Source organism: Streptomyces sp. NRRL F-5727 (genome assembly GCF_000719555.1).
In the GTDB taxonomy this organism is placed as follows: domain Bacteria; phylum Actinomycetota; class Actinomycetes; order Streptomycetales; family Streptomycetaceae; genus Streptomyces.
In genome coordinates this window covers 1-25337 of the sequence record NZ_JOGX01000082.1, presented here as the reverse complement: position 1 = coordinate 25337, position 25337 = coordinate 1, and the positions used below count along the sequence as shown (strand labels likewise).

27 protein-coding genes and 1 pseudogene are annotated in these 25337 nt (G+C 73.4%); 19 read left to right on the top strand and 9 right to left on the bottom strand.

The window, feature by feature from the left end; all coding sequences use genetic code 11:
- Nucleotides 1–107: 107 nt before the first annotated feature.
- Both IF73_RS0133765 and IF73_RS0133760 read right to left on the bottom strand, forming a co-directional pair.
- Entirely contained in the window at nucleotides 108–1715 is a 1608-nt protein-coding gene (locus tag IF73_RS0133765; RefSeq protein ID WP_031014547.1) for an N-acyl-D-amino-acid deacylase family protein, read from the bottom strand.
- A gap of 12 nt (nucleotides 1716–1727) precedes the next feature.
- Nucleotides 1728–2996 (bottom strand): alanine racemase, encoded by a 1269-nt coding sequence (locus IF73_RS0133760; protein WP_031014545.1) that lies wholly within the window; start codon nucleotides 2994–2996, stop codon nucleotides 1728–1730.
- 165 nt (nucleotides 2997–3161) lie between these two features.
- Here IF73_RS0133760 and IF73_RS0133755 point away from each other — a divergent pair, with 165 nt between their 5' ends.
- From IF73_RS0133755 to IF73_RS0133740, 4 genes are read left to right on the top strand one after another with little or no spacing between them, the layout of a single operon-like run.
- The gene (locus IF73_RS0133755; RefSeq protein WP_234338418.1) at nucleotides 3162–4277 is read left to right on the top strand and encodes a sugar kinase; all 1116 of its coding nucleotides are present in this window, start codon (nucleotides 3162–3164) and stop codon (nucleotides 4275–4277) included.
- Nucleotides 4274–5053 carry an IclR family transcriptional regulator gene (locus IF73_RS0133750; RefSeq protein WP_031014541.1) on the top strand — a complete coding sequence of 260 codons (780 nt, stop codon included), beginning with the start codon at nucleotides 4274–4276 and terminating at the stop codon, nucleotides 5051–5053. The genes IF73_RS0133755 and IF73_RS0133750 overlap by 4 nt, the downstream gene beginning before the upstream one ends.
- Nucleotides 5046–5456, top strand: a complete 411-nt coding sequence (locus IF73_RS0133745; protein ID WP_031014539.1) for a RidA family protein — start codon at nucleotides 5046–5048, stop codon at nucleotides 5454–5456. The genes IF73_RS0133750 and IF73_RS0133745 overlap by 8 nt, the downstream gene beginning before the upstream one ends.
- 43 nt (nucleotides 5457–5499) lie before the next feature.
- Nucleotides 5500–6006 (top strand): hypothetical protein, encoded by a 507-nt coding sequence (locus tag IF73_RS0133740; protein ID WP_031014537.1) that lies wholly within the window; start codon nucleotides 5500–5502, stop codon nucleotides 6004–6006.
- Nucleotides 6007–6022: 16 nt separating this feature from the next.
- Here the strand turns inward: IF73_RS0133740 and IF73_RS0133735 are convergent, their stop codons facing one another.
- Nucleotides 6023–7366, bottom strand: coding sequence for a M14 family metallopeptidase (locus IF73_RS0133735; RefSeq protein ID WP_031014535.1), 1344 nt, complete (start codon nucleotides 7364–7366; stop codon nucleotides 6023–6025).
- A 416-nt stretch (nucleotides 7367–7782) separates the two neighbouring features.
- Nucleotides 7783–9507: a chitinase gene (locus IF73_RS0133730; RefSeq protein ID WP_199806771.1), complete on the bottom strand. Its 1725-nt coding sequence runs from the start codon at nucleotides 9505–9507 to the stop codon at nucleotides 7783–7785.
- Nucleotides 9508–9797: 290 nt separating this feature from the next.
- On the opposite strand from IF73_RS0133730, the gene IF73_RS0133725 reads away from it, so the two are divergent.
- The 15 genes and pseudogenes from IF73_RS0133725 to IF73_RS0133655 all read left to right on the top strand — a co-directional run bounded on the left by IF73_RS0133725 (nucleotide 9798) and on the right by IF73_RS0133655 (nucleotide 20596).
- Nucleotides 9798–10652, top strand: a complete 855-nt coding sequence (locus IF73_RS0133725; RefSeq protein ID WP_051717586.1) for a hypothetical protein — start codon at nucleotides 9798–9800, stop codon at nucleotides 10650–10652.
- A gap of 22 nt (nucleotides 10653–10674) precedes the next feature.
- Complete coding sequence (gene cpaB, locus IF73_RS0133720; RefSeq protein WP_031014528.1) at nucleotides 10675–11385, top strand: Flp pilus assembly protein CpaB; 711 nt, start codon at nucleotides 10675–10677, stop codon at nucleotides 11383–11385.
- A 9-nt stretch (nucleotides 11386–11394) separates the two neighbouring features.
- Nucleotides 11395–12654 (top strand): AAA family ATPase, encoded by a 1260-nt coding sequence (locus IF73_RS0133715; protein ID WP_031014526.1) that lies wholly within the window; start codon nucleotides 11395–11397, stop codon nucleotides 12652–12654.
- Nucleotides 12655–12657: 3 nt separating this feature from the next.
- Entirely contained in the window at nucleotides 12658–13035 is a 378-nt protein-coding gene (locus tag IF73_RS0133710) for a TadE/TadG family type IV pilus assembly protein (RefSeq protein WP_031014525.1), read from the top strand.
- Nucleotides 13032–13505, top strand: a complete 474-nt coding sequence (locus tag IF73_RS0133705) for a TadE/TadG family type IV pilus assembly protein (protein ID WP_107049381.1) — start codon at nucleotides 13032–13034, stop codon at nucleotides 13503–13505. The genes IF73_RS0133710 and IF73_RS0133705 overlap by 4 nt, the downstream gene beginning before the upstream one ends.
- On the top strand, nucleotides 13502–14854 hold the full coding sequence (locus IF73_RS0133700) for a CpaF family protein (RefSeq protein WP_031014521.1): 1353 nt from the start codon (nucleotides 13502–13504) through the stop codon (nucleotides 14852–14854). Before IF73_RS0133705 ends, IF73_RS0133700 begins: the two co-directional genes overlap by 4 nt.
- 18 nt (nucleotides 14855–14872) lie before the next feature.
- Nucleotides 14873–15814: a type II secretion system F family protein gene (locus tag IF73_RS0133695; protein ID WP_031014519.1), complete on the top strand. Its 942-nt coding sequence runs from the start codon at nucleotides 14873–14875 to the stop codon at nucleotides 15812–15814.
- Between the two features lie 42 nt (nucleotides 15815–15856).
- Nucleotides 15857–16744 carry a DUF5936 domain-containing protein gene (locus IF73_RS0133690; protein ID WP_031014517.1) on the top strand — a complete coding sequence of 296 codons (888 nt, stop codon included), beginning with the start codon at nucleotides 15857–15859 and terminating at the stop codon, nucleotides 16742–16744.
- Between the two features lie 450 nt (nucleotides 16745–17194).
- Nucleotides 17195–17389 carry a hypothetical protein gene (locus IF73_RS38235; RefSeq protein ID WP_199806770.1) on the top strand — a complete coding sequence of 65 codons (195 nt, stop codon included), beginning with the start codon at nucleotides 17195–17197 and terminating at the stop codon, nucleotides 17387–17389.
- A 106-nt stretch (nucleotides 17390–17495) separates the two neighbouring features.
- Nucleotides 17496–17660 (top strand): hypothetical protein, encoded by a 165-nt coding sequence (locus IF73_RS41290; RefSeq protein ID WP_158822225.1) that lies wholly within the window; start codon nucleotides 17496–17498, stop codon nucleotides 17658–17660.
- 96 nt (nucleotides 17661–17756) lie between these two features.
- Entirely contained in the window at nucleotides 17757–17966 is a 210-nt protein-coding gene (locus tag IF73_RS42370) for a hypothetical protein (protein WP_051717584.1), read from the top strand.
- Between the two features lie 32 nt (nucleotides 17967–17998).
- Nucleotides 17999–18634 (top strand): annotated as a pseudogene (locus IF73_RS42365) (pilus assembly protein TadG-related protein); the annotation flags it as partial.
- Between the two features lie 14 nt (nucleotides 18635–18648).
- Nucleotides 18649–19233, top strand: a complete 585-nt coding sequence (locus IF73_RS0133665) for a hypothetical protein (protein ID WP_031014513.1) — start codon at nucleotides 18649–18651, stop codon at nucleotides 19231–19233.
- Nucleotides 19234–19242: 9 nt separating this feature from the next.
- On the top strand, nucleotides 19243–19893 hold the full coding sequence (locus IF73_RS0133660; protein WP_051717581.1) for an OmpA family protein: 651 nt from the start codon (nucleotides 19243–19245) through the stop codon (nucleotides 19891–19893).
- A gap of 100 nt (nucleotides 19894–19993) precedes the next feature.
- The gene (locus IF73_RS0133655) at nucleotides 19994–20596 is read left to right on the top strand and encodes a hypothetical protein (RefSeq protein ID WP_051717579.1); all 603 of its coding nucleotides are present in this window, start codon (nucleotides 19994–19996) and stop codon (nucleotides 20594–20596) included.
- Here the strand turns inward: IF73_RS0133655 and IF73_RS0133650 are convergent.
- The 5 genes from IF73_RS0133650 to IF73_RS0133630 all read right to left on the bottom strand — a co-directional run bounded on the left by IF73_RS0133650 (nucleotide 20571) and on the right by IF73_RS0133630 (nucleotide 25133).
- Nucleotides 20571–22733, bottom strand: a complete 2163-nt coding sequence (locus IF73_RS0133650; RefSeq protein ID WP_158822223.1) for an ATP-binding protein — start codon at nucleotides 22731–22733, stop codon at nucleotides 20571–20573. The genes IF73_RS0133655 and IF73_RS0133650 overlap by 26 nt on opposite strands.
- A complete protein-coding gene (locus tag IF73_RS0133645; protein ID WP_158822221.1) occupies nucleotides 22705–23193 on the bottom strand; it encodes a hypothetical protein in 489 nt (162 codons plus the stop codon). Before IF73_RS0133645 ends, IF73_RS0133650 begins: the two co-directional genes overlap by 29 nt.
- 24 nt (nucleotides 23194–23217) lie before the next feature.
- Nucleotides 23218–24102, bottom strand: a complete 885-nt coding sequence (locus IF73_RS0133640) for a hypothetical protein (RefSeq protein WP_158822219.1) — start codon at nucleotides 24100–24102, stop codon at nucleotides 23218–23220.
- A 151-nt stretch (nucleotides 24103–24253) separates the two neighbouring features.
- Nucleotides 24254–24598, bottom strand: a complete 345-nt coding sequence (locus IF73_RS0133635) for a hypothetical protein (protein WP_031014504.1) — start codon at nucleotides 24596–24598, stop codon at nucleotides 24254–24256.
- A 1-nt stretch (nucleotide 24599) separates the two neighbouring features.
- Nucleotides 24600–25133, bottom strand: a complete 534-nt coding sequence (locus IF73_RS0133630) for a DUF6232 family protein (RefSeq protein WP_031014498.1) — start codon at nucleotides 25131–25133, stop codon at nucleotides 24600–24602.
- Between the last annotated feature and the right edge of the window lie 204 nt (nucleotides 25134–25337).

Here is a 25337-nt window from a genome sequence, read left to right as displayed (position 1 = left end):
AGTACGAGGACTTCCACCCGGCACGCCGAGAGCACGCACCTGACGCCGCGGGGCCGCCCTTCGGGCGACGACGGGAGTTTGACGACAGGACCTAGGCCCCGTCGGACCTAGACCGGCGTCCGGCGGATCGCGCGGCCCGCGAGGACGTCCGTGCGGCGGCCGTCCTCGATCACGAAGCGGCCGCCGACCAGCACGTGCGGGATGCCGACCGGCAGCGTGCGCGGGGCGTCGTAGGTGGCTCCCGCCGCGACCGTTTCCGGATCGAAGAGCACCAGGTCCGCCACGTACCCCTCCCGCACCAGACCCCGGTCCGGCAGCCGCAGCCGGGCCGCCGGGCGCGAGGTCAGATGGGCCACGCACTCCTCCAGGGAGAGCACGCCCTCCTCGCGCACGTACCGGCCCAGGTACTCCGGGAAGGTGCCGTAGGCGCGCGGATGCGGCTTCGCGCCCTGCAGGATGCCGTCCGAACCGCCGGTGTGCACCCGGTGCCGCATGATCGCCCGCACGTTCTCCTCGTGCCCCACGTGCTGCAGGATCGTCGTCCCCAGCCGGTCGGCGAGCAGCAGCTCACGCGCCTCCGCCCAGGAGCCGAGCCGCCGTCCCACCCGGTCCGCGAGGGACGGATCCGCGACGCCCGAGACCTCGACCGTCGCCCACTCCACCGGCACCCCGTGGCAGCCGTCCGAACCGGTCACCTCCAGGTCGTGCCGGATCCGCTCCGCCGCCGCCCCGTCCGCGAGCCGCCCGAGCACCGCCGCCGGGCCGCCCTCCTGCGCCCACGACGGGAGCAGCGCGAGCAGGGTCGTACAGCCGGGGGTGTACGGGTACGTGTCGAGGCTGAGGTCGGCGCCCGCGTCCAGCGCCCGGTCGAGCAGGGCGAGCAGCTCCGGCGCCCGGCCCGCGTTCTCCCCGAAGTTCAGCGTGGCGTGGGCGAGATGGAGCGCGCAGCCCGCCTCCCGGGTCAGCGCGATCATCTCCTCGTACGCGCGCAGCGCCCCCGCCCCGTAACTGCGGTGGTGCGGGCAGTAGTAGCCGCCGTACGAGGCCACCACCCGGCACAGCTCGGTGAGTTCGCCGTCGGGGGCGTACATGCCGGGGGTGTAGGTGAGGCCCGAGGACATGCCCACCGCGCCCTGCTCCAGGCCCTCGGCGACCAGCCGCCGCATCCGGTCCAGCTCGGCCGGGGTCGCGGGCCGGTCGGCCCAGCCCATCGCGTACATCCGGACGGTGCCCTGCGGGACGAGGTAGGCGGCGTTCACCGCGATGCCCTCGCCGCCGTGGGCCGTGTCCAGCCGGTCCAGGTACTCGCCGACCGTCCGCCAGTCCAGGTCCAGACTCGTGTCGTCGGGGCCACCGCCGTTCCAGCCGGTGATCGCCCGCCGCACCTCCTCCCGGGTGCGGTCGTCGACCGGCGCGTACGACAGGCCGTCCTGGCCCAGCACTTCCAGGGTCACGCCCTGCGCGGCCTTGGCGCTGTGGTCCGGGTCGCGGAGCAGCGCCAGGTCGCTGTGGGCGTGCATGTCGACGAAGCCGGGGGAGAGGACCAGGCCCTCCGCGTCGACGCTCCGGGTGGCGGTGGGCCGCTGGCAGCCGGCCGCCGCGGCCTCCCGCACGACCGAGACGATCCTGCCGTCGTCGACCGCCACGTCCGCCCGGTAGGAGGGCGCGCCGGAACCGTCCACGACCTCGGCGTCCCGGAAGACGAGATCCCACATCCCCGGCCCCCGTCAGAAGAAGGTGCGGACGTAGTCGACGACCGTGCCGTCCGCCTCGACCAGCGGGATCAGCTGCCACTTGTCGAAGGACGTGCACGGGTGCGACAGGCCCATCCCCACCCAGTCGCCGACCTCCACGTCCGCCCCGTCCTCGGTGGCCAGCCAGGCGTGCTGGTCCGACAGGGCGGTGACCGTGACCCCGTCGGCCGGCCGGATCTCACCGGTCCGGGCCGAGCGCACCACCTGCGCCTCCGGCAGGTGGAGGTCGTGGGCGGCGTCCCGCTTGCCCGCGTTGGTGAACGCCTGCCCGGCGGACGGCCGCGACACCACCTGCGACCAGAGGCGGAACGCCGGCTGGAGGGCGCCCTCCTCGGGGACCCGGTTGAACGGCGTCTTCTCCCGGTACTGGCCGTCGTCGTGCGACACGTACGCGCCCGAGCGCAGCAGCTTCAGGACCGGCAGGGAGAGCTCCGGGATCTCCGCGAACACGTCCGCGACCGCGTCGAACCACGCGCTGCCGCCCGCGCTCACCACGATCTCGCCGACGGCCGGGTCGAAGCGGCCCTCCTTGTCGAAGGCGGCGGCGAGCCCGGTCAGCCGGCGCAGCCAGCCGCGCACCGACTCCCCGTCCGCGCCCGGCACCTCGGCCTCGTACCCGGCCACGCCGACCAGCCGGAGCGTGCCGGACGCGGCGATCGCGTCGGCGACCGCCGCGCACTCCGCCTCCGTACGGGCACCGGTCCTGGCCCCCTCGCCCGCGCCCAGCTCCACCACCACGTCCAGCGGCCGGCGGGCCCCGGCCGCCCGCAGCGCCTCGTCCATCAGCTCGACCCCGCGCACCGAGTCGGCGTAGCAGACCAGCCGGAACTCCGGGTGCGCGTCCAGCTCGGCGGCGAGCCAGCGCAGCGCCACCGGGTCGACCACCTCGTTGGCGAGGAAGATCCGGTCGACGCCGTGCGCCCGGTAGACCCGGACCTGGTGGGGGACGGCGGCCGTGATGCCCCAGGCGCCGTGCTCGATCTGGCGGCGGAAGAGGACCGGGGCCATCGAGGTCTTGCCGTGCGGGGCGAAGGCCAGGCCGTGCCGCGCGGCGTACTCCTCCAGGGCGCGCAGGTTGTGCTCGACGGACTCGGCGGAGAGGGCGAGCACCGGGGTGGTGAAGCCGCCGGTGAAGAGGGACCGGCGCTGGGCGGCCAGCTCGCCGACGGTCAGTCCGTCCGCGTCCGGCGGCAGGCCCTTGAAGCGGTGGTCGACGCGCTCGTCCGACAGATCGGTCGGCATGGATCCCTCCTCCAGGGCGTTGCGTTGTGTGCAACGTCCATTGCGTATATCGCTCACCGCTGTCTAACATCCGGGCCGAGGCCGGGTCAACGGACCGGTTCGAGGACCAGCGGGAGCGTGACCGTGCCAGGACCGTCGTACGACGTCGTCTGCGTGGGCGAGTCCATGGTGACCTTCCTGCCCACCCGGCCGGGCCGACTCGCCGACGTCCCCGCCTTCACCCGCGCCATCGGCGGCGCCGAGTCCAACGTCGCCTGCGCCCTCGCCGCCGCCGGACACCGCGCCCGCTGGGTCGGCCGGGTCGGCACCGACGGCTTCGGCGACCACCTGCTCGACACCATCGCAGGGTACGGAGTCGACGTCGCCGCCGTCCGCCGCGACCCGCACCGGCCCACCGGCGTCTACTTCCGCACCGACGCCGACCGCGCCACCGCCGCCCACGAGGTCGTCTACTACCGCACCGGCTCCGCCGCCTCCGCGATGTCACCGGACACGATCCCGTACGAGACGGTCGCCGACACCAGGATCCTCCACCTCACCGGCATCACGGCGGCGCTCTCCGGCGACTGCCTGGCCCTGCTGCACGAGCTGACCGAGCCCCGCGCCGGACGCCCCCTGGTCTGTTTCGACGTCAATGACCGGCCCGGGCTGTGGCGCGGGGGCGACGCGGGCGGGGTCCTGCGGGAACTCGCCGCCCGCGCCGACCTCGTCCTCGTCGGCGCCGACGAGGCCGAACGCCTCTGGGGCGCCGCCGCCCCCGCCGCCGCCCCCGCCGCCGTCCGCGCGCTCCTGCCGGAGCCGGCGGTGCTGGTCGTCAAGGGCGGCGCCGGCCCGGCGACGGCCTTCGAACGCCCCGCCGCAGCGACCGCAGCGACCGAGGTCCGGACCATGGACGACGGAGTCGCAGCGACCGCGGTGACCGCGGCGGTCGAGGCTCCGCACACGGCCCGCGCGGCAACGGCGGCTCGCGCCGCCGACGTCGTCACCGTCGTCCCCGCCCCCCGCGTCGACGTCGTGTCCGCCGTCGGCGCCGGCGACGCCTTCGCCGCCGGCTTCCTCTCCGCCACCCTCCGCGGCCTCGACATGCCGGCACGCCTCCGCCACGGCCACCTCGCCGCCGCCGCCGCGCTCACCGCCCCCGGCGACCTCGCCGCGCCCCCCGACCGCGACCGCGCCGACCGGCTCGTCGCGCTCGGCGACGGGGACTGGGGGAGACTGCACCTCGGCCCCGGGTGGACGTCCGCCGGCACGGAGGCCGACGAGGAGGTACGTAACCGATGAGCCAGACCGTCGACCGCGCGCTCAGCATCCTGCCGCTGCTCGCCCGGGGCCCCGCCGACCTGGGCCAGGTCGCCGACCGGCTCGGCGTGCACAAGTCCACCGCCCTGCGGCTGCTGCGCACCCTCCACGAACACGGCCTCGTCTACCGGCAGCAGGACCAGCGCTACCGCCTCGGCGCCCGCCTCTTCGCCCTCGCCCAGGAGGCCGTCGAGAACCTCGACGTCCGCGAGATCGCCCACCCCCACCTCGCCGCCCTCAACGAGCGCACCGGCCACACCGTCCACCTCGCCGTCCACGAGGACGGCGAGGTCCTCTACATCGACAAGGTCGAGAGCCGCTACCCGGTCCGCATGTACTCGCGGATCGGCAAGCCCGTCGCGATCACCGTCGCCGCCGTCGCCAAACTCCTCCTCGCCGACCTGCCCGAACCCGAACGGCGCGCCCTCGCCGCCAAGCTCGACTACCCCCGCTACACCCCCCGCTCGACCCCCGACGCCGCCGCCTTCCTCCAGGAGCTGGCGACCGTCCGCGAGCAGGGCTGGGCCACCGACCTCGGCGGCCACGAGGAGTCCATCAACTGCGTCGCCGCCCCGATCCGCGGCGCCGACGGCCGGGTCGTCGCCGCCATGTCGGTCTCGGCGCCCAACGTCGTCGTCACCGCCGACGAACTGCTCGCCCTGCTGCCGCTGGTGCGCCGCACGGCGGAGGCGATCAGCCACGACTACTCCGGCACCACCACCCCACCGAAGGAAGCAGAGGCCACCGACGATGAGTGAGAAGACCGCGCTCACCCCCGCCACCCACACCACCCCGCCCGCGACGTTCTCGCACGGCGTGCGCAAGGGGAACATCCTCCAGGTCGCCGGTCAGGTCGGCTTCCTCCCCGCCGTCGAGGGGCAGCCGCCGACGCCGGCCGGCCCGACCCTGCGCGAGCAGACCCTCCAGACCTTCGCCAACGTCAAGGCGATCCTGGAGGAGGGCGGCGCGACCTGGGACGACGTGATGATGATGCGCGTCTACCTCACGGACGTCGACCACTTCGCCGAGATGAACGCGCTCTACGACCAGTACTTCGAGGAGCAGGAGCTCAAGGCCCCGCCGGCCGCCCGCACCACCGTCTACGTCGGCCTGCCCCAGGGCCTGCTCATCGAGATCGACGCCCTCGCCGTCCTCGGCTGAGCCCGCTTGCCCCGCTCACAGGGGCGTCGGCCATACTGCCGCCGTGGAGCAGAGCAACGGACCCATACAGCAGCCCCTGCGCGCCGCTTCGGCCGACCCGGGTTTCATCCCCGGCCTCACGGCAGTGGCGGCCCCGCCGGAGGACGCCGCCGTCCCGGAGGACGCGCCCGTCGAGGACACCGTGTCCGACGAGGTGGCCGCGGCCGAGGAGGTGGCCGAGGACGCCGTCACGGAGGACGTGCCCGAGGACGCGCCGGCGCCGGCCGACGGCCCCGTCTTCGAGGCCGCCGACCGGCGGGGGCGGATCGTCGCCGACGCCGAGGGCGTGCGGCTGAGCTACGACGAGGAGGCGTGCGAGTTCCGCTGGGACGAGATCGCCGCCGTCGAGAGCGAGAAGGGGCGCTTCGGCAAGAAGTTCACCGTCACCGTGCACACCCCTGACCGGCGCTGGTACCCGATCGACATCGTCGCGCCGGACAGGGGCCGCATCGCGGGCTGGGAGGCCGAGCTGGACGCGGTCCTGGACGCCTACTTCGACGAGGCGTCCTGACCCCGCGTCAGACCGGTCAGCTCGCGCAGTACTGCGCCTGCTTGCCGATCGAGCGGTACATGCAGTCCGCGTTCTCCAGGAGCTGGAGCACGGCGTCCCGGTTGCGGCTGGTCTCCCGCTCGATCACCTCGTCGGGCGGGTAGAAGCCGCCGTTCCACGACGAGGTCGGGTACATCTCGAAGGTGTACCCGAAGATCCGGTGGGTGCCCCAGAGGTAGTCGTCGATCGACCCGTCCGTGATGTAGAGGTCGCTCGACTGCTCCGCGGTGTAGCCGTTGCTCGCGGCCATCTTGCCGCCGACCGCGGCGAAGGCGTCGCGGTCGTCCTGGGTCATGCCCGGGGCGGTGTCGGCGGTCGTCCAGCCGAACGGCCACAGCACCAGTTCGCTGTACGTGTGGAAGTCGATGGCGGCCCTGATCTGCTGGGTGCCGCCGACGACCCGGGAGCGGACGAAGTCGGCGACGACCTTCACCTCGGGTGCCGACTCGGGGGCGGTGCCCCGGTAGGTCTCGGAGCTCTTGGATCCGGAGGAGCCGCCGCAGCAGCCCCACTTGTAGTCCCAGTTCCGGTTCATGTCGGTGCCGACGTACGAGGAGCCGGAGTTGGGCTGCCGGTTCTTGCGCCAGCTGCGGTAGGAGCCGGAGGCGATGTCGTACTCGCCGCCGTCCGGGTTGAGGTCGGGGACGATCCAGATCTCGCGCCCGTTCACCATGTTGGTGACCCGTGCGTCCGTGCCGTATCCCGCGCCGAGTTCGCGCAGCAGGTAGAGCGCCATCTCGACGGTGAGGTGCTCGCGGGCGTGCTGGTGGTGGGTGAAGAGGACCTCCGGCTCGTTCTCGTCCACGGCCACGTTGTCGCTGATCTTGATGGCGACGATGTCACGGCCCTGGTAGCTCTTGCCGATGACCCGCTTGCTCATGATCGACGGGTAGGCGGCGAGCCGCTGGTCGATCTCCGCCGTCATCTCGGCGTAGTTGTGGTACTTGGCGTCGGCGGAGGGGAAGTCGAGCGGGCCGAGGGAGGACCCTGCGGCCTCGCCCCGGTCGGGCGGCGCCGGCAGCGCGACCGGCTCGTAGCCGAGCGCCTCGATCCGGGCCAGCTGCCGCGCGTCGGCGCTGACCACGACCGACCGGGCGTCGACCTCGTCGATCGAGACGCCGGTGGCGGTGAGCGCGGTGCGGGCGGCGACGGTGGAGGGCCCGGCGATCTCGTACTGCCGGATCACCTCCTCGCCGCCCCTGGCGGCGGTGGGCTGATCGGCGCCGGCGGGTGAGGAGAGGGCGGAGAGGGGCGCCGCGAGGGCGAGCGCCACGAGGGCCGCGAGGGTGGCGGACCTTCTGCCGCGTCGGGGACGTCGCATGGTGTCTCCTGGGTGGGGAGTGTGGGGGAGTGCGACAACAGGTGCGGGTGTCCGGGACACAGGGTGAGGCCATGTCATGGACGGGTCAAGGTAGCGAGTTCGGCCATGGTCGACGCCACGCTAGGTGACGGGAGGCCGGAATCCGCGGCACGGCGCCCCCGCGGGCCGGGGGAGAAGCCGCACGGCCCCACCGAGGACCGGGGGACCGTCAGGCGACCCCACCGAGGGGCAGGGGAACGCCACACGGCCCCACCGGGGACCAGGGGGGGCGCCGCACGGCCCCACCGGGGACCAGAGGGGCGCCGCACGGACCCGCTCGGGCCGGTGACGCGGCACGGCGCCGCCGGAGGGTTCCGGCGGCGCCGCGGTGGGGGGGCGGGGGGCCGCCGGGGCCGGCGGACGAGGTCCCCGTGGGGTTACGGGAGGCCGTGGACGTGCGGGCCGACCGCGTTCGACCAGGCGTTGCCGGCCGTCGCGTCCCAGTTGGTCGACCAGGTCATGGCGCCCCGCAGGGTCGGCCACGCCTGGGCGGGCTTGAAGCTGCCGCAGCCCGTCAGCTTCGTCAGGCAGTCGAGCGCGCTGTTCACGACCGACGGGGCGACGTAGCCGCTGCCCGCGCCCCGCGTGGAGGCGGGCACGCCCAGGCCGACCTGGGACGGGTCGAGGCCGCCCTGGATCTGGATGCAGGCGAGCGCGGTGAGGAAGTCCACCGACCCCTGGCTGTACACCTTGCCGTCACAGCCCAGCATCGAACCGCTGTTGTAGTACTGGGTGTTGACCACCGTGAGGATGTCCTTCACGGCGAGCGCGGTCTTGAAGTACTCCGTGCCCGTGGACTGCATGTCGATGGTCTGCGGCGCCATCGTCAGCACCATCGACGGGCCGGCCAGGGCCGACAGCTGCCGCAGCGCCTTCGTCAGGTACGTGGAGTTGATGCCGTGCTCCAGGTCGATGTCGACCCCGTTGAAGCCGTACTCCTGGAAGAGCGCGTAGGCGCTGTTCGCGAAGGCGGTGGCGCTGGCGTCACTGTTGATCGTGACGTTGCCCTTCTCCCCGCCGACCGAGATGATCACCGACTTGCCGGCCGCCTTCTTGGCCGCGATGTCGGCCTTGAAGTCGGCCACCGAGGTGTAGCCGACGGCCGGGTCGAGGTTGAAGACGATCTGGCCGGGCGTGACCGTCGAGTCCGCGAACGAGACCGCGATGATGTCGTACGCGGCCTGGACGTCACGGATCTTCTGCTTGGCGGCGCCGTTGTCGAAGTTCTGCCAGTAGCCGGTGACCGCGTGCTTCGGGACGGACGGGCCGGGGCCGGGCGTGGTCGTCTTCGCCGTACGGGCGCTCACCGCGGCCGACTTGGCGGACTCGCCGGCCGTGTTGGTGGCCGAGACCTGGAAGGAGTACGCCGTGTCGGCGGCGAGTCCGGTGACCGTGGTGGAGGTGCCGGTCACGGTCGCGGCCGGCACGCCGTCCCGGTACACCTTGTAGCCGGTGGCGCCGGAGACCGCGTTCCAGCTCAGCGGGACCGCGCTGGTGGTGGGCGTGCCGGCGGCGAGCCCGGCCGGGGTGGCCGGGACGACCGGGTCGGGATCCTGGCCGCCGCCCCCGTCGGGGCCGAAGACGCTCACGTCGTCCACGAAGTAGGCGGCGGTGCCGTACCACCCGTGGGTGTAGATCTCGACCGAGGTGGTCGAGGCGCCGGTGGTGAAGGTGGTGGTCAGCTGCTTCCAGGACGGCGAGTCCGGCGTCCAGGTGGAGACCGAGCCGGAGCCGGTCCCGGTGTTCGACGCGCCGAGGTAGGCGTACCCGCCCTGGACCCAGGCGCTCAGCGTGTAGGTCGAGTTGGGCTTCACGGCGACGGTCTGCACGCACTTGGCGTTGTCGAGACCGGCCGGGGTGGCCTTGAGCGCGCCGGCCCCGGTGTGGACCGGGCTCGCGACGGCGGTGCCGCTGCCGGCCGAGCAGGACCAGTTGGCCAGACCGTTCTCGAAGCCGGCGTTCCTGGCGTTGTTGACGTCGGCGGCCAGGGCGGTGCCGGTACCGCCGACCAGGGCGAGCCCGGATCCGACGGCCAGGGCGAGCGCTCCGCCGAGCCAGCGCCGGGCGGCCGGGCGGCGGGGGGTGGTGCGGTCCACGTGCATCCTCCGGTGGGGGAGTCGGGAGCTGGAGGTGCCGTACGTCGTCGTACGGGGGAACTGCGAACTGGGGATGGGGATTCGGGAGGTGGCCACCGCCGTCGTCGCACCAAGTTGGTCCAGACCAATTGCGTTGTCAAGGTCTGCGGCAAGCGGAACCAGAACGTCCGACGGCCGAAGAGGGGGGTGGGAGTTGACGGATTGTGTGTTCACCACCCCGGTCCGCGTGGATAAGGTGCAGAACAGTCGTGACGTGCGCCTCACGGGGAAGGGGCGCGGGAAGGCGGGGGGCTCACGTGCCGACAGCGATCGCGGTCACCGGTGCCGAACTCGTGCTGCCGCCCACCGACCCCGGAACCCCCAACGCCGCCGTGCTCGCCGACCCCGCGGCCCGCACCCTCGACGACTCCGTCACCGAACTGCGGCGGCTCGTCGACCGCTTCGGGCACGTCCTCGTCGTCTGCCCCTCCGCCGCGCCGCCCGCCGTCGCCCACCGCCTCCACACCGTCCGCGGCCTCCTGGAGAGCGACCGGATCGCCCTGGTCAGGACCGACCTGCCGCCGCTCGGCGCCGCCGTCCTCGTCCGCCAGCTCCGGCAGCTCTCCGCCTGCGACTTCAGCCCCGGCGTCCTCGCCTCCGCCGCCCGGCTGCTCGCCCACTACATCTACGCCGGCGCCGTCCTCGGCTCCGTCTCCCGCCTCGACCGCGTCCCCGTCACCCTCGGCTCCCACCTCAAGAGCTGGCTCCCCGGCGCCCAGTTCGCCGTCCTCGCCGGGCCCACCCCGCGGATCGTCCGCGTCGGCGCCGACGAATCCGGCTTCACCGGACCCGAGTTCACCACCCGCCTCATCGTCGCCCGCGGCCAGCTCGCCACCGACTGGCCCACCACCCACCTCGCCCCCCGCTGGTCCGTCGCCGGCCCCGCAGAGGAGACCGCCCTGCCCGCCGGATCACCCGCCTGGTGGGGCACCCCGAAACTCGTCGAGTTCGCCGCGTACCTCCCCGACCTGCCCGTCCTCCACCAACTCGTCGCCTCGGTACGCCGCGAGACCTGCCACTGGTGCGGCATGGAACTCATCGGCGACCGCTGCGGCTTCTGCGCCGCCCCGCTGACGACCGGCATCCCGGCCCAGGCCGGACCGACCCGATGACCCCGACCCAGGAAGAACAGCCATGAACTCCCGCCAGCGCCGCGGCGTCATCCTGCTGCTGCTCTCCGTCCTCTGCGCCCTCGGCGCCTTCGCCGGCGTCCTCGCGGTCATCAGCGACGTGAACTCCAAGGTCGGGCCGGAGACCACCGCGTACCGGGTCAAGAAGGGCGTCGAGCCCTACGAGCGGCTGAAGGCCGCCGACTTCGAGAAGATCTCGATGCCGAAGCGCTGGCTGCCCGACACCGCCGTCACCGACCTCGCCCAGATCAACGGCCGGATCGCCGTCACCCCGCTCAAGAAGGGCTCCCTCCTCCAGAGCGACATGATCGTCGCCCGCCCGGCCCTCCGCCCCGGCGAGCAGGAGATCGCCATCATGATCGACGCCGCCACCGGCGTCGCCGGAAAGATCACCCCGGGCGCCACCGTCAACATCTACGCCACCTTCGAGGGCGAGAAGAAGGGCGAGCCCAGCCAGTCCCGGCTGCTCGTCACCGACGCCCGCGTCATCGACGTCGGCGAACTCACCCCGATCGACCAGCGCAAGCCGGGCTCCCGCGCCACCGTCGAGGCCGTCCCGATCACCTTCGCCCTCTCGCCCCTCGACACCCAGCGCGTCGCGTACGCCGACACCTTCGCCGAGCGCGTACGCCTCGCCCTCGTCGCCCCCGCCGACGGGTCCCCCGCCCAGCCGGCCCCCGGCGACCGCACCTACACGCTCGACAAGGACAAGTGAGGCCCGGCCATGCCCACCAGGATCCTGCCGGCCGTCGGCGACCCCGACGCCGCCCGGGCCGTCGCCACCCTCCTCGGCCAGCTCCCGGACGCCGAACCCGCCCCGCCCGTCCCCGACTCCACCCAGCTCGTCGACACCCTCGCCCGGCTCGCCGCCGAATCCCTCGACGCGCTCCCCGAGGTCGTCCTCGTCCACGAGCGGATCGGCCCCGTCCCCGCCCTCGACCTCGTCCGCGAGGTCGCCCTCCGCTTCCCCGCCGTCGGCGTCGTCCTCATCACCGCCGACACCGGCCCCGGCCTGCTCTCCGCCGCCATGGACGCCGGCGCCCGCGGCCTCGTCGCCCTCCCCCTCGGCTACGAGGAGCTGGCCGGCCGCGTCCAGGCCGCCGCCCAGTGGTCCGCCGGCTTCCGCCGCCACCTCGGCGGCGGCGCCGCCGAACTCGCCGCCGGGCCCGGCGGCACCGTCGTCACCGTCAGCGGCGCCAAGGGCGGCGTCGGCACCACCGTCACCGCCGTCCACCTCGCCCTCGCCGCCCGCGCCGCCGGCCGCACCGTCGCCCTCGTCGACCTCGACCTCCAGAGCGGCGACATCGCCTCCTACCTCGACGTCCAGTTCCGCCGCTCCGCCGCCGACCTCGCCGCCATCGCCGACCTCTCGCCCCGCGTCCTCCAGGACGCCGTCTTCGTCCACGAGACCGGCCTCTCCCTCCTCCTCGCCCCCGCCGAGGGCGAACGCGGCGAGGAGGTCACCGACCGCGCCGCCCGCCAGATCGTCAGCGCCCTGCGCGCCCGCCACGAGGTCGTCGTCGTCGACTGCGGCTCCCGCCTCGACAGCGCCAACGCCGCCGCCGTCGAGATGGCCGACACCGCCCTCCTCGTCACCACCCCCGACGTCATCGCCGTCCGCGCCGCCAAGCGGACGGTCCGCATGTGGGAACGGCTCCAGGTCCGCAGGGCAGAGGCGAGCACCGCACTGGTGAACCGCCACTCCCGCGCCACCGAGATCCAGCCGCCGCTGGTCCAGAAGATCACCGGCACCCGCATCGCCGGCGTCACCGTCCCCGCCGCCTACAAGGAACTCCAGGCCGTCGTCGACGCCGGCCGCCTCCACGAACTCGACGCCCGCTCCACCGTCAAGCAGGCCCTCTGGACCCTCGCCGCCGAACTCGGCCTCACCGGCCCCCCGACCGCCCCCGCCCCCGGCAAGCAGCTCGCCCGCGCCGGCGACCGCGGCTCGCTGGGGCTGCGGCGGCGCGGGGCGGGGCGCTGAGCCGTGCGGCGGGGGAGGACGAGGGGCGACCGGGGCCAGGTGGCGGTGGAGTTCACCGGCATGGTCCCGGTCATCCTGCTGACCATGGCCCTGCTGTGGCAGGTCGTCCTGGTCGGCTACACCTTCGTCCTCGCGGGGAACGCGGCGGACGAGGCCGCCCGGGCCGCCGCCGTGGACGGCGACTGCCAGGGAGCGGCGAGCCGGCACCTCGACGGTGCGTGGGCGGGGGCCCGGGTGAGCGGCTGCGGGGCTTCGTCCGACGGCCTGGTCACCGTGACGGTGAAGGTCCCCGTCCCGATCCTCTTCCCCGGCCTGGGCAGCTTCGACGGCGTGACGGCGACGGCGGGCGCGGTCCACGAGGGGTCGGGGGAGACGCCGTGAGCCGGAAGAGGGTGGGGCGGGCCGGTGCCCGGCCGGGCGGCACGGGCCTGCGGGGCGACGCCCCTCGGAGCCGTACCGCATCTCGTCCCGGCCGGCGGGACCGGGGCCAGGCGGCCATCGAGTACCTCGGCTTCCTGCCCCTCCTGCTGATCGTCGGCCTCGCCGGACTCCAGCTCGGACTGGCCGCGTACGCGGCGCAGCAGGCGGGGACGGCGGCGCGGGCGGCCGCGCGGGCGGCCACCAGGGACGTGGCTCCGGGGGAGGATCCGCTCGATCCGCGGGCGGCGGCGGAGGCGGCCGTGTCCGGCTGGCTCGACATCGGCGTCGCGGCCGGTGGCGGGGGCGGGGGCGGCGAGTACACCGCCATCGTCACCGTCCAGATCCCGCAGGTCGTCCCCTTCTGGGACCTCGGCCAGGTCGAGAAGACCGCCACCATGCCCCTGCCCGCACCGCCCGAGGAGGGGCCATGAGCCTGCGCGCCCGCATCCACCACTCCGGCGACGACCCGCGCGCCCTCGGCCCCGGCGGCCGGGAGGACGGCCACCTCGTCGCCTCCTTCCGGGCCAAACTCCTGGAGGAGATCGACCTCACCGAGATGTCCGCGCTCGCGGCGGCCGAGCGTCGGGCCCGCCTCGAACGCGTCCTCGGCCACATCATCAGCCGCGAGGGCCCGGTGCTCTCCACCGCCGAACGCGGCCGGCTGATCCGCCGGGTCGTCGACGAGGCGCTCGGCCTCGGCGTCCTCGAACCGCTCCTCGAAGACGCCTCGATCACCGAGATCATGGTCAACGGCCCCGACCAGATCTACATCGAGCGCGGCGGCCGGGTCGAACTGCTGCCGCTCCGCTTCGCCTCCCACGACCAGCTGATGCAGACGATCGAGCGGATCGTCTCCACCGTCAACCGCCGTGTGGACGAGTCGAATCCGATGGTCGACGCCCGCCTCCCGTCCGGCGAGCGCGTCAACGTGATCATCCCGCCGCTGTCCCTCACCGGCGCCACCCTCACCATCCGCCGCTTCCCCCGCGCCTACACGCTCCACGAGATGATCGGCCTCGGCTCGCTCGACGAGCAGATGCTGCTGCTCCTCGCCGGCCTGGTCCAGGCGAAGTTCAACATCATCGTGTCCGGCGCCACCGGCACCGGCAAGACGACCCTCCTCAACGCCCTCTCCGGGCTCGTCCCGGACGGCGAGCGGATCATCACCATCGAGGACTCCGCCGAGCTCCAGCTCCAGCAGTCCCACGTCATCCGCCTCGAAGCCCGCCCGCCGAACATCGAGGGCCGCGGCCAGGTCACCATCCGCGACCTCGTCCGCAACTCGCTCCGCATGCGCCCCGACCGGATCATCGTCGGCGAGGTCCGCGGCGGCGAGACCCTCGACATGCTCCAGGCCATGTCCACCGGCCACGACGGCTCCCTCGCCACCGTCCACGCCAACTCGGCCGAGGACGCCCTGATGCGGCTCCAGACCCTCGCCTCGATGTCCGAGGTCAAGGTCCCCTTCGAGGCGCTGCGCGACCAGATCAACAGCGCCGTCGACGTCCTCGTGCAGCTCACCCGGCACCCCGACGGCACCCGCCGGGTCACCGAGATCGCGATCCTCGCCTCGCACGGCCGCGAGCGTTTCCTCCTCGCCACCGTCTGCCGCTTCCAGGCCGAACCGCTCGCCGCCGACGGGCGCGTGCACGGCCGTTACGTCCACCACCCGCTGCCGCGCCGCGTCGCCGAGCGCCTCTACATGGCGGGGCAGCCGATACCGCCCGCCTTCGGCGTCGCCGCCGACGACACCCAGCTCGCCGTCCGGGACGCCGGCTGAGGCCAGACAGGAGACCCGATGACCGACCCCTTCTGGCTGACGGCCGGAGCGGCGCTGCTCGCCGCCGTCCTCGGCGTCGTCGGCGTGCAGGTGTACGCGAACGGCGCCCGGCGCCACGCGGCGCTCGTCGCCCGCCTCGACGACACCGCCGCGCCCGAGGCGACCGGCCGCCGCCGGCGCCGTTTCGCGGGCCTGGACCGGCGGGTCCGCGCCACGGCCCTCGGCCGCCACCTGGAGCGCCGCATCGCCGCGACCGGACTCGACGTGACACCGGGCGAGTTCACGGTCGCCCTGACGGCGTCGGTCACCGTCCTCTGGATCGTCGGCCAGGCCGCCCTCTCCCCGTTCTTCGGCCCGATCTGCGGACTGCTGGGCATATGGGTGGCCGTCGGCTACCTCAACTGGCAGCGGCAGAAGCGCATCGAGCGCTTCATCAACCAGCTCCCGGAACTCTCCCGCATCCTGGCCAACGCCACCCAGGCCGGCCTCGCCCTCCGCATGGCGATCAGCCTGGCGGCGGACGAGATGGAGGCCCCGGCGGGCGACGAACTGGAGAAGGTGGCCCAGCAGTTGGCGGTCGGCACCTCGCTGGACGACGCCCTGGAGGAACTGGCGGCACGCCTCCCCTCCCGCGAACTCGTCGTCCTCGTCACCACCCTGGTCCTGGCGAACCGGGCGGGCGGCACGGTCGTCTCCTCGCTCCGCAACCTCACCGAGACGCTGGAGCAGCGCAAGGAGACCCGGCGCGAGGTCCGCACCCAGCTCTCCCAGGTGAGCATGACGGCGTACGCGGTCCCCGTGATCGGCTTCGGCTCGCTCCTCCTCATCGACAACATGCAGCCGGGCGCCCTGGACCGGATGACCGGCTCGCCGCTGGGCCAGGGCGCGGTGGTCGTCGCCTGCGCGCTGTACGTCCTCGGCTTCGCCGTCATCCGCCGCTTCTCGAAGATCGACGTGTAAGGGCCGCAGACGCAGATGCAGACGCACACCCAGACGCAGGTGCTGGAACTCGCCCTCGCCCTCCTCGCGGGCCTCTCCGTCGCCGGCGTCGCGTACGGGCTCCGCCTGTACCGCGCCGACGCCCGCCTCCCCGACGACCTCCGGCTCGCCCTGGAGGTCGGCGCCACCCGCACCGGCGCGGTCGACTCCGCCGTCGACCGCCTCGGCATGCGCTGGTCCCCGGCGGTCCTCCGCTGGATGGGCCCCAAGCGGGTCGACGCGGTCCGCCGCCGCATCGACCTGGCGGGCAACCCCGGGGGCCTGACCATCGACCGTTACGGCGCCCGGCGCGCCGTCTACGGCTTCCTCGGGGCCCTCGGCGGCCTGCTGATGCTCACGAAGGGGTCGTACGTCACGGCGGCCCTCCTCTTCGCGTTCGGCGCCTTCTGGACGGAGGTCGGCATCTGGTCGGCGGTCCGCATCCGCAAGGACCAGATCGAACGCACCCTCCCGGACTTCCTCGACGTCCTCGCCGTCGTCGTCTCGGCGGGCCTCGGCTTCCGCCAGGCGCTGGAGCGGGTGGCGGACAAGTACGCGGGCCCCTGGTCCGACGAACTCCGCATCACCCTCCGCCAGATGGACATGGGCGTCACCCGCCGCCAGGCGTTCGACGAACTCCGCCGCCGCAACGACTCCGAGCAGGTCGCCCAGTTCGTCACCGCGCTCCAGCAGGGCGAGGAACTGGGCGCGCCCATCGTCGACACGCTGATCCAGATCGCGGAGGACATGCGCCGCACGGACGCCCAGAACGCCCGCCGCAAAGCGGCGAAGGCCGTGCCCAAGGCGACGATGGTCATCACGACGCTGATGGTCCCGGCGACGATGATCCTCCTCGGCGCGGGCCTGTTCCTGGGCACGGGCACGGACCTGGGCTCGATCGCGGGCGAGTGACCGGCGGCCGGTCCGGCACGTTCGGGAGCGGCGGGTAGTACGGCGCGCACTCCGGGCAGGCGTACACGTCGAGCCCTATTGGCCCGGAGCTCTGGTACACCTCGGCGACGAGGACGGGCCCGGCGGCGAGGACGAGCGCGAGGCGCCGGTACCGCTGCCGAGCCTGTTCGCGCCGCCGCTCGTCGGCGAGCAGGTAGGGCCGGACGAGGACGGAGGCGGCGCCGTCGAGGGGGAGGCCGAGGCCGTGGGGAAGGGGGCTGGTGATGGGATGCGGTGGCCGTACGGCGACGGGGCTGGTGTCGCGGTGCGGGAGGACGGACGGAGTCCGAGCCTCACCCGGAGGGACGAGGGCGAGGACGAGGACGAGGACGCGGACAAGCCGCGGGCCCCGGGGCACGAGGCTGACGTCCGGTGCATGGATATGGACCGCTCCGATCCGACGCCCGCGCCATGCGCGAGCGGATCGAGTCCGATGAACTCCGGCCGAGGGACCTGATCCCGTCCGGCATCGCCAGGGACACGGACCGCCAGGCCGTCGCCCTCCTCCGTGCGGAGGGCCGGGTGATCACGCTCCCGCAGCGGGGCGGCTTCGTCGCGGGGGAGCCGCCGGCCGACGCGCCCGAGACGGACCGGACCCGCGGCTGACCACGGGTGCGCAACTGTCTCGATCTCACCTCAGGTTGACGATCCCCCTTCGCTCGGGCAACCGCATGTGACAGAGTGCTGACCGAGTGTGGGAGGGGTGTGCGTGATGGATGCGATCGCCGAAAGCCTGAACAGCCTGCGTGCCGACGCGACGCGCCGCATCACCGAGGTCGCGTCCGAGGGTCACGAAGGCCGCGTCTTCGTCCAACTCCGCACCCGCACAACCGCCGAGGCCATAGCCTCCTGGCTGGGCACCAGGCCCACCCGATGACCCGGGCCCGTACGAGGGCCTACGGGTACGGCACGCCGTCCCGCTGGCCGGCGGACCGCGCCCAAGCGCAGGCGTCTGAACGCGGAGGGGACCACGATGTACGACGCGATGCTGAAGGCTCTGACGAAGGCGCGGCTGCACTTGACCGCCCGGGGCGACCGGGGGCAGACGGCGGTGGAGTATCTGGGGATCATCGTGGTGGTGGTGGCGATCGTGGTGGCCATCACCGGGACCGACATCGGTTCGTCGATCCTCAACGCCATTACGGACAAGATCACCGAGCTTACTGGCGGCGGTGGCGAGTAAGGCGAGGCACGGCGGATAGGGGGCAAGCATTCCCTGCTTACGTGGCGGTTGTCGGTGGACTGTTGTTCCTGGCTTTCGTCTACTTTGCTGTCGGGCAGGCCGCAGCCTTGCGTAACGGAGCTCAAACGGCTGCTGACGCAGCGGCTCTTGGGGCGGCTCAAGATGCCAGAGACCAACTCCGGGAGCGTTGGCTCGCCGAGATTGGCGATCCGGCTCAGTGGCGGCAGTTTGTCCGGGGCGAGGGCTATGACACGGAACGGGCCTGCCAGAACGCCATCACATTCGCCTCTCTCAATGGTGCCGAGCTTGATCTCGAGGACTGCGTGCCGCGGGATCTCGGCTTCAGCGTGACGGTCCAGACCGAGGGAACCGTCGGTGAATCGATCGTCCCGGGCACGGATGAGCGCCGTGCCACGGCAACTGCCTCTGCGGTGGTCGAGCCTCTGTGTTCGTTCGCGCCGCCCGAACCGAGCCCTGACTCCAGCACTGAGCCGCCCATTGAACCGGATCCCTCCAGTACCCCGCCTGAGGAACCAGAGGAGGAGGAAGCTGACCCGATCTTGGGCCTCACCTGCGGCGACGAGGATTGGGAGGTCGATCCGGATGACCCTGTGCTGCCCGGAGCCGATGAACTCTTCCGCGTTCGACTGACCAGCGACGACGAGTAAAGGAAGCGCTCTTCATGAAGATCTCGTACGGGAGAGGGGGGTTGGTCGCCTTCGCGGTAGCGGCCTCCTTGACTGTTGCAGGCTGTGGCGCCGACGCTGAGCCCAAGGCGTCGCACAAGCCGACGACCGCGCATCAGCCCTCTCAGGAGACCTCACCCACCCAGGTGGAACCGAGCACCGGCGAACCGGCAGAGCAGCCGACGGAGCCGCTGCTGGTCGCCAAGGGGCGGAAGGGGGTGGAGCTGGCGATCGAATCCGCAGAGCGTGACGCAGGTGGCTTCCTCACCATCAAGGGGCGTCTCTCGAATTCCTCGGGCTCGGCAGTCAGCCTGCCTGCGGAAATGAGGGGCGATGAGACCGAGGTGGTCAAACACGGGAAGTCCCTCGGCGGAGCCACCCTCATCGACGCCGTAGGCAAGAAGCGCTACTACGTCCTCCGCGACACGGACGGTCGCCCGCTCACCACCACCGGTCTCGACAGCCTCGGCCCCGGCAAGTCCACCGCCGTCTTCATGCAATTCCCCGCACCTCCCGCCTCCACCACCGAGGTCTCCTTCCAGCTGCCCACCTTCGAACCCGCCACCCTCAAGCTCTCCTGAGGCGCTGTCATGACAACGACGACGACAACGACTACAGGACGACGACGCAGGCTGGCCGCGCTCGCGACCGTGGCGGTCATCACGGTCTGGCCCCTCGGCGGCGGCGCCGGCACGGCGTACGCCGACGATCCGCCCGGCAGCACCTCGTCCTCCCCGCCCCCCGCCATCGACTCCAACTCGCCGAACCTGATGCTCCCGGACGGCGCGCAGCTCGCACCTGCCAAGGTGCTGGACATCAAGCAGATCGTCGAAGAGGAAGGTGGCGAGCAGCGGCGCGAGGACACCAACGTCGACGTGACGTTCGCGCTCCAGGCCGAGGTGCTGTTCGCCAAGAACAGCGCCAAGCTCAGCCGCGCCGCCACCGCGCGGATCCGCGCCATCGCGGCGGAGGTGCGGACGCAGGGGTCCGGACGGGTGCGGGTGTTCGGGTTCACGGACAACCTGGGGACGTACGAGCACGGGCTCAAGCTCTCCAAGGAGCGGGCCGTCGCCGTGCAGCAGGTGCTCGCGCGGGAGCTGGACCCGGGGACCGCGTACGACATCCGCGGGTACAGCGAGGACTACCCGATCGCCGACAACCGCACCGAGGAGGGCCGGAAGAAGAACCGGCGCGTGGAGATCTCCTTCCCGCGGACCTCGCCGCCCGCCGCCGCCCCCTGATCCGGCCCGCCGCCGCCCGGGCCGTACCCGGGCGGCGCAGGCCACACAGCCCACCCAGGCCACGCAGGCGACGCACGCCGCACCGGCATACTGGGCCGCCATGAACACCTCATACGGCGGCCCGGCCCCCTCCTTCTCCCTCCACCACACCGACCCGGAGACCGGCCGCAGCCGGCTCGGGCGGCAGCCCTCCTGGGCCGGGGTCGTACCCGGTCTCGGGCACGTGGAGCTGCGGTACGGGGCCGCCGCCGGACGGAGCAGCGCGTTCCGGCAGTTCTCCGTCGGCGGCGAACGGATACCGCCCGCCGTCTTCAGCGGCATCAACTACGCGCAGATGCCGCTGCCGTCCCGCCCCCGCCTCCAGGTCGGACCGCACACCGGCACCGTGAGCCGTCGCCGCAGCGGGCTCTCCCGCGACGGGCGCGCCCTGCGCATCGGGCTCGGCGAGCGGGCGTACCGCTACCGCCAGGGGCCCGACAAGTGCGTCCACGAGCTGCTGCGGGCGGGCCTCCTCGTGCGGGTCACGCGGGACGACTGGTACCGGCCGCTGCGGCTCGACGTCCAGGCCGAGGGCCCGGCCGACGCCGTCGACCTGGCGCTGGCCCTGGTGCTCCAGGGCGTCTACACCCGGCACCTCTCCCAGGGCGGACGCTGGTTCTCGCTCCCCTTCCGGATCCTCAACCGTCTGCCGGACGGGTTCTGAGCCCCGCTGCCAGTCCGGCGTTCCGGCGTGCCCTCGCTTCGTCGGCGGGGCTGCCTTCCCTGTGGAAGAGGGCGGCGGCCTTGGTGTGGGCCGTGGCCGCCTCGGCGCGGCGGCCGGCTTCGCGGAGGGCGAGGCCGAGATGGTCGAGGGCCGTCGCCTCCGCGTGGAGGTCGTTCGCCTCGCGGTGGGCGCCGGAGGCCCGGGCGTGGGCGGCGGCCGCCTCGCCGGGGCGGCCGGTTTCGCGGAGGGTGAGGCCGAGGGCGTCGAGCGCCCTGCCCTCGCCCCGGGGGTGGCCGAGCAGTCGGTAGACGTCGACCGCCTCGCGGAAGGCCGCGGCGGCTTCGGCGAGGAGCCCCCTCGTCCGCGCCGCCTGGCCGCGCTCCACGATCTTCCGCGCCTGGATGAGCTCCTCGGGCGGGACGACGTGCCGGACCGCCCCGTACGCGGCGCGGTGCACGATCACCTTGTCGCCGTGCAGGGGACCCCTCTGGGTGGCGGCGCCGCCCTTCACGATGACCGCCCGGGATCCTCCCCTGAGCGCCGCGGTGATGACGTACTCGTCCGCGGCGTGGGTGTCGTGCAGGTGGCGGCTCTGGCGCAGGTAGAAGGAGAGGGCGGCGGCGAGGCGCAGAGCGGTGTGGGGTTCCTGCGCGGTCGCGAGGGCGACGGCGGCGACGAGGTTGGGGCGTTCCGCCTCCAGCCACTCCAGCGCGGCGGCGCGGTCCGGGAAGCGGCCGGCGCGGAGGCCGGGGTCGGCACGCAGCTGCACGTCAGCGGCCTCGCACGAGCTCAGGTAGTAGCTCGTCAGCCGGAGCCGGGCCTCGTGCTCGTCCCGGTGCGCGGGCAGTCCCGAGGCGTACAGACGCAACAGGTCGTGCATACGCCAGCGGCCGGAGCGGGGCGGGTGTTCGCCGAGGAGGCAGGCGCGGGCGAGAGCGGCGAGGCCGGCGCGGGTCTCGCGGGCGGGGCGGCCGGTGAGGGCGGCGGCGGCCTCGGTGGACACGTCGGGGCCCGGGTTGAGGGACAGGAGGCGGAAGAGACGGGCCTCCGGCTCCCGCAGTCGACGGTACGAGAGGTCGAAGGCGGTGCGGACCGCGAAGGCGCGCCCGTCGCCGTCCTCGTACCGCAGCTCTCCCAGCCTCCGGCCGGTGTCCGAGAGTTCGTGCGCGAGGGAGGCGATCCGCAGGCCGGGGTCGTAGGTGAGGAGGGCGGCGGCGATCGTCAGGGCCAGCGGCAGCCGGCCGCACTGGGCGGTCACCCGCTCCAGCGCCTCGGGCTCCTCCGTGGCGCGCGGGTCGGCGGGGTCGACCTGGGCGAGGGCGGTGGCGATCAGGGCGGCGGCCGACGGGGTGTCGAGTTCGCCGAGGGGGAGGAGACGGGGGCGGAAGTCGGGGGCGGTCAGGGCGTCGCGGGAGGTGACGAGGAGCCGGTGCGCCGGATGGGCGGGGACGAGGGGGACGAGCTGCCCGGCCGACGAGGCGTCGTCGGCGACGATCAGCACCGCCCCGCCGTCCGCCGCTCGGCGGGCCAGCTCCGACCGGTACAGGGCCGCCTGCTCCTCCGGCGTCGGCGGCAGGTCGGTGTCCCGGACGCCCAGCGCTCGCAGCAGCGCCTCCAGCGCCTGGGCGGCGTCGACCGCGCCCGTCGGGGCGTAGCCGCGCAGCCGGACGAAGAGCGTGCCGCCGGGGAAGAGCCCGAGGCCGACGGCCCGGTGCGCGGTGTGCAGTGCCAGCGCGGTCTTGCCGACGCCGGGCAGGCCCGTCACCAGCGTCGCCGGCGGCCCCTCCGGGCCCAGGTGCTTCAGGAGTTCGGCGACCCGTTCCTCCCGGCCGGCCAGCGCCGGCGCCGGGTCCGGGGGGAGGGCGGCCAGGGCGCGCGGGGCGGGGCCGCCGCCCGGGGCCCAGACGTGCTGGGTGCCGATCCGCGAGAAGTGCTGGTTGCCTGCGGCCTGGTAGATCCGGCTGTCGTCGGACGCCTCCGCCCACTGCCGGACCCGGTCGTGCCGGTCGCCCTCCGTGTTCCCCTCCGTGTCCCCCTCCGTGTTTCCCTTCGTGTTCCCCTCCGTCTTCCCCTCCGGGCCGGGGCCGTGCGGTTCCCGCTCCACCGCCTCAGGCCCCGTCGACGTGCTGGTCGCCACCGGACTGGACGATCCGCCCCCGCCCGGACGCCTGCGCGCGCTGCTCCACCTGGTCGGGCAGGTCCCCGGGAGGCGCGGAGCCGCCCGCCCCCTGCGACGGCAGGTGCCCGCCGGTCTGGGTGACGCTCGCCTCCCCGCTCGCCTCGGCGTGCTGCTCCACCTGCGGGGCGCCGCCGCCGGCCTGCGTGACCTGGGCGTCGTCGGAGGCCGTGGCGGTCTGCGTGACCTTTCGTGGAGGAGTCGGCGTGGTGGGCGACGGCTGTTCGCGGCCGGCCCACCAGCCGAGGCCCGCCAGGACCGCCGTGCCCGCGACGGCGCCGAAGGCGAGGGCCGTGTCGAGCCGGGCCCCGTCCTCCTGCGGGAGCCAGCCCCACGGCAGCGCCCGTACGACCGCCACGGACAGCCCGAACGTCACCAGCGCCGCGAGCCCCGCGACCGTCCACCGCACCGCACGAGACATCTCCGTCCCCTTCTTCTCCTGCTCTCAGCCCTTCGGCTTCCAGAGGGTGACCTTCAGGGAGATCTGGGTCGGCGGATCGGTCAGGCCGTCCTTCTTGCCCCCGATGAAGCCGGTGATCGTGACCCGGGCGACGTTGCCCTGGTCCGTGAGGATGCACAGCACCGTCTGCGCCGGCAGCGTCCAGTCGTCCATCACCGCTTCGGTGAATCCGCCCACCTGCGCCGCCCTCGCGCAGTCCGCGGCCTTCTCCGACGGGTCGGTGGGCTGGAGCTGGGCGGCGTTGCGGCCGTTGCGGAGGGCCAGATAGCCGTACGACGTGTCCGCGTACGTCAGATCGGCGGTGACGGGCACCCCGGACTGCTCGGCCTTCTCCTTCTCCGTCGTCCATTCCTCCTCGGAGTAACGACGGGTGGCCGGCACGTCGAAGTCGATCGAGCCGACGTCCTCGCCCGGCGGCAGCCCCAGCGACATCGCCTGGTCCTGGTAGAAGACCTCGTACGTCCGCGAGGCCGGCGGCGCGGAGGCGTCGGTCCCGCCGGTCGCCGTCTCCGTGGCCGTCGGCGTCCCGGAAGGCGTCTCGCCGGTCGGGTCCGACTCCGCGGTGGGCGTGGGTTCCTGGGTCTTCGTCGGTTCCTGGGTCGGATCCTGGGTCGTGATCTGCGAGGCCGGAGGCTTGGCGTCACCGCCGCCCTTCCCGTCGCCGGAGGAGAGCACGGACGGCAGGATCGCGGCGGCCAGCGTGGACACGCCCACGATCACGGCGCCGATGACCGTGACCTTCCCGCCCTCGCTCAGGCTTCCGTACCACCCGCGCCGTGGCGGGGGCGGCGGCTGCGGCGGCGGCGGCCCGGCCGGTGAACCCATGAACGGGTGGGGCGTGTTGTTCGGTGGCGGGGGTGCCGTGGACACCTGTGCTCCTTGCTCCTCAGGGCGGCGATCGCGCGTGGCCCACGGACTTTACCGCGCGTGGCCTGGGGCCTCCGTCCGGTTACCGTGTCGCCGGACGGAGGTCCCAGGCAAGGGAGTTACGGGAGGTGCGGGAGTGGCGGAGCCGGGGGCGTCAGGCGCCGAGCGCCGCCAGCACGGCCTGCACGGCGGCCACGACCGGGCCGCCGACCGCGCCCACGAGGGCGGCGATGCCGGCGATACGGGTGAGCGGGCCCTCCAGTTCGGCGCGCGGGGCGGCGGGGTCGAGGTCCGCCGCGGCCGCGTCGAGCTCCGCGCGGCGGGTGTCGTCCAGGTGGGTGCGGAGTCCCTCGATGGCCGAGCGGAGGTCGTCGAGGGCGGTCGCGGGGGTGGCCGCCGCACCGACCGTCTTGCCGCCGGCGACGATGTCGCCGGAGCCGGTGTGGCTGGCCTTGCCGATGCTGCCCGCGCCGTACTGGTGGATCTGATCGCTGCTCATGTCACCCTGCCTGGATGTTGCCGTGGCCGAAGTGGCTGGCCTGTCCGATGCTGTTGGCGCCGTACTGCTGGATGAGGTCACCGGCGACGGCGTGCTGCACGTTGAAGATCATCTGAGCCTGGCCCGGAGTGCTGATGGCCTTGGTGATCTCCAGTACGAGGTGGTCGATCTCGTGTTTCTCGGTGCTCCAGACGGTGTCCCGCTGGGTGCCGGCCGTGTTCACGATCAGGCCGAAGAGCACGGGGAGATCGGGCTGCCGGACCTTGGCGACGAGACGCCAGACCATCAGGGCGGCGATGACCACCACGACGACGTAGGCGACGGTCTCCTTCGACGCCTGCGCGAGCGCCCCGCCGATGCCGAGGACGAGCCAGATGCGGACGATGCCGACGAAGAGGTCCTTGCCGATCTTCTTCTTCACGGGAACGAGCCGGCGCTGTCCCACGTGCGAGATGTTCCGCAGGGGGTACGCGTCACCGCCGACCCATAAGGACCCGGTGTGGATCTGCACCTCTACCGGGTTGTGGCGAGACATTCGCTTTCCCCTTTCACCAGGAAACCGGTGCTTCACTCTAGCGGAGCAACGCCTGGGTCCAGCGAGGCCAAATCCAAGCTGTGACCGGGGAATTGGGCGGTGCGGAGAGGCGCGCACGCGGGCGCACGCGCCCGCCCGCGCCGCCCAACCCCCCCCCCCCGCGCCCCCCGACCCCGCCCGCCGCAACCGCCCCCCGCGCCGCCT